A 3,591-nucleotide genomic window follows, 5' to 3' on the forward strand; every position below is an offset into this window, starting at 1 on the left:
GACGCGTTCGCCGATCGCGCACAGCGGGACGGGGCCCTCGCCGAGCAGGTCGTCGCGTGGGACGCGGATCTCGTGGTGCTCGCCGGGTACATGGCGCTGCTGGACCCGGGCTTCATCCGGCGGTTCGCCGGGCGCATCATCAACGTCCACCCGTCCCTCCTGCCGGTGTTCCCCGGCCTGCGGGCGATCGAGCAGGCGATCGCCTACGGCGTGAAGGTCGCCGGGGTGACCGTCCATCTGGTCGACGAGGGGATCGACACCGGCGCGATCCTCCTCCAGGAGAGCGTCGCGGTACGCGACGACGACACGGCCGCCTCGCTCCACGACCGCCTACGGCCGGTCGAGCACGCGCTGCTGTGCACCGCGATCCGCGCGTTCGCCGCGGGAGCGGTCATCGCCGACCCCGAGAATCCCCGCAGGATGCGGGTGGCCTGAGGACCCCCGCGAGCCCGGTTCTCTAGGCTCCGGCGCATGTCCGGCGACCCCATCACGTCCTATCCGGTTCCCGACCTCGTGCCCGTGCGCCGGGCGCTGCTGTCCGTCAGCGACAAGCGCGGGATCGTCGACTTCGCTCGCGGGTTGGTGGACCTCGGCGTCGAGCTCGTGTCCACGGGTGGCACGGCTGCGGAGCTGGCCGCGGCGGGCCTCCCGGTCCGGGCGATCGAGGACTACACGGGCTTCCCGGAGATGATGGACGGACGGGTCAAGACGCTCCATCCGAGGCTCTACGCGGGGCTCCTCGCCGTGCGCGACAACCCGGAGCACGCCGCGGCCGCCCACGAGCACGGCATCGAGATGGTCGACCTCGTGTGCGTGAACCTCTACCCGTTCGAGCGCACGGTCGCCAAGCTCAACGTCGAGGACCGGGACGCGATCGAGAACATCGACATCGGCGGGCCGACGATGATCCGCGCGACGGCCAAGAACCACGCGTACACCGCGGTCGTCGTGAAGCCGGAGAGCTACGACGCCGTCCTCGAGGAGCTGCGGGAGAACGAGGGATCGCTGTCGTTCACGACGCGGCAGGAGCTCGCCGCGCAGGCGTTCCACGACACCGCGCGCTACGACACGGCGATCGCCCGATGGTTCGCGGAGCGCAGCGACGACTTCCCGCCGCTGCTCGTCCGCGCCTACGAGAAGGTCACCGACCTCTCCTACGGCGAGAACCCCCACCAGCGGGCCGCCTACTACGCGGGCGTCGGCAACCGCACGCACCTGCTGTCCATGGTCAAGCAGCACCACGGCAAGCAGCTGTCGTTCAACAACCTGCTGGACCTCGACTCGGCCCGTGCGCTGGCGCGCGACTTCGACGAGCCGGCGTGCACGATCGTCAAGCACAACAACCCCTGCGGCGCGGCGATCGGGGCCGACGCGCTGGCGGCCTACCGGGGCGCGTTCGAGTGCGACCCGCTTAGCGCCTTCGGCGGGGTCATCGCGGTCAACCGCCCGATCGACGAGGAGCTCGCGCAGGCGCTCCACCAGCAGTTCATCGAGGTGCTGATCGCCCCCGGCTACACGGCGGGCGCGCTCGAGATCCTCACGCAGAAGCAGAACATCCGGATTCTCGAGGACCAGGAGCGGCGCGCCGTGCCGCTCGGGGAGCTGCAGGCCCGGCAGGTCCAGGGCGGCATGCTCGTGCAGGACCGCGACACGATCCGGCTCGAGCGCGACGGGATGACCGTCGCCACCGAGCGCCGGCCCACCGAGCAGGAGTGGTCGGACCTCCTGTTCGCCTGGCGGGTCTGCAAGCACGTGAAGTCCAACGCGATCATCCTCGCTGAGGGCGACAGCACGATCGGCATCGGCGCCGGGCAGATGAGCCGGGTGGACTCGGTGCGGCTCGCGCTGGAGAAGTGCCGCCGCGACTCCGTGTCCGGTGCCGTGCTCGCCTCCGACGCGTTCTTCCCCTTCGCCGACGGCCCGGCGCTCGCGATCGAAGCCGGTGTCCGGGCGGTCATCCAGCCGGGCGGTTCGATCCGCGACGACGAGGTCATCGCCGCCGCCGACGCCGCGGGCGTCGCGATGGTCATGACCGGCCGCCGGCACTTCCGGCACTAGGGCGTGGGCATGAGCGGCATCGAACGGTTCGGTTCGGGGGGTCCGTGGGAGGCCCGGGTCGGCTACTCGCGGGTCGTGCGCGCGGGGGACGGTGTGCACGTCAGCGGCTGCACCGCGATCGACGAGCACGGCGACCTCATCGGCGAGGGCAACGTGTACCTCCAGGCGAGCCAGGCCATCCGCAACGTCGAGCGGGCGCTCGCACAGGCCGGGGCGACCCTGGCCGACGTCGTGCGCACGCGCGTCTACCTCGTCGACGCGACCCGCTGGGAGGAGGCCGGGCGCGCGCACGGCGAGGCATTCGGCGAGATCCGACCAGCCAACACGATGCTCGAGGTCGGTGCCCTGCTGGACCCACGGCTGCTGGTCGAGATCGAGGCCGACGCGTACGCGCCGCGGTCGTGACGACCGTCACGTCCTTCGTTTCGCCCCGCATCCATCGGGGTCTTTTCAGCCGTCCGGTGCACGGGGCAGGATTCCCCGCTCGGTGAGCACGGCAGCACGCAACACGCGGGCCACGCACGGCCTGCGGGCCTGGCAGGTCGAGGCCCTCGACGCGATGGCCTCCTGGACGGAAGGGTCGTTCCTCGTGAACGCGGCGCCGGGCGCCGGCAAGACCCGTCCTGCGCTGGAGTACGCGCGGCGAGCGCTCGCCAGCGGTGAGGCGCAGCGGGTCGTGATCGTCTGCCCGACCGCGCCGCTGACCCGGCAGTGGGCCGAGGCGGCGGCAGTGCTCGGCGTCCACGTCGTGCCGGACTCCGACGAGCTGGTCCCGCCACGGGACTTCCAGGGCATCGCCGTGACGTACGCGCGCGTCGCGGCGACGGGCGCCCGCTGGGCCCCGCAGTGCACGCCCGGAACGCTCGTGATCGCCGACGAGGCGCACCATCTCGGTGAGGAGCTGGCGTGGGGGCAGGGCTTCTCGGCGGCGTTCGCCCGGGCCCAGCGCTGGCTGCTGCTCTCCGGCACGCCGTTCCGGTCGGACGCCACCGCGATCCCCGGCGTGCGGTACGACAGCGAGGGTCTCGCCGAGCCGGACGTCACCTACGGCTACGCGGACGCCGTGCGTGACGGGGTCTGCCGTCCGGTCGGCTTCGTGGTCTACGACGGGACGCTGTCGTGGCGGTCCGGCGACGACGTGATCGAGGCCGGCTTCGACACCGTCCTGACCGGCCGCGAGGCCTCGCGCCGTTACCGGACGGCGATCTCGACCGAGCTGCCGGACGGTCTCCCCAGGATCCTGCGCGAAGCGCACGCCAAGCTGCTCGGGATCCGGATGGCCGGGCACAAGGACGCCGGCGGGCTCGTGGTGGCCGCCGACGGCGAGCACGCCAAGCAGGTGGCGAAGCTGCTGCGCGAGGTGACGGGCAAGCCGCCGACCGTCGTGCTGCACACCGAGGCGCGTGCCGCCGAGAAGCTGGCCCGCTTCTCGTCGTCCAAGGACGAGTGGATCGTGGCGGTCAACATGGTCAGCGAGGGCGTCGACATCCCGAGGCTGCGGGTCGGCGTGTACGCCAGCGCGGCGAAGACGGC

At 72.0% G+C, this 3,591-nt stretch carries 4 protein-coding genes; all 4 read left to right on the forward strand.

Translation table 11 applies throughout. From position 1 onward, the window contains the following. Positions 1-435 (forward strand): phosphoribosylglycinamide formyltransferase (locus ABYE80_RS18540; protein ID WP_372791788.1); only part of this gene is annotated, 435 nt, incomplete at its 5' end. Between the two features lie 36 nt (positions 436-471). Beyond that, entirely contained in the window at positions 472-2,058 is a 1,587-nt protein-coding gene (gene purH, locus ABYE80_RS18545; protein WP_372791789.1) for a bifunctional phosphoribosylaminoimidazolecarboxamide formyltransferase/IMP cyclohydrolase, read from the forward strand. A gap of 9 nt (positions 2,059-2,067) precedes the next feature. Next, positions 2,068-2,463 carry a RidA family protein gene (locus ABYE80_RS18550; protein WP_372791791.1) on the forward strand — a complete coding sequence of 132 codons (396 nt, stop codon included), beginning with the start codon at positions 2,068-2,070 and terminating at the stop codon, positions 2,461-2,463. Between the two features lie 82 nt (positions 2,464-2,545). After that, on the forward strand, positions 2,546-3,591 hold a 1,046-nt coding region (locus tag ABYE80_RS18555), incomplete at its 3' end, for a DEAD/DEAH box helicase (protein WP_372791792.1).

This window comes from Paraconexibacter sp., assembly GCF_041602235.1.
In the GTDB taxonomy this organism is placed as follows: domain Bacteria; phylum Actinomycetota; class Thermoleophilia; order Solirubrobacterales; family Solirubrobacteraceae; genus Paraconexibacter.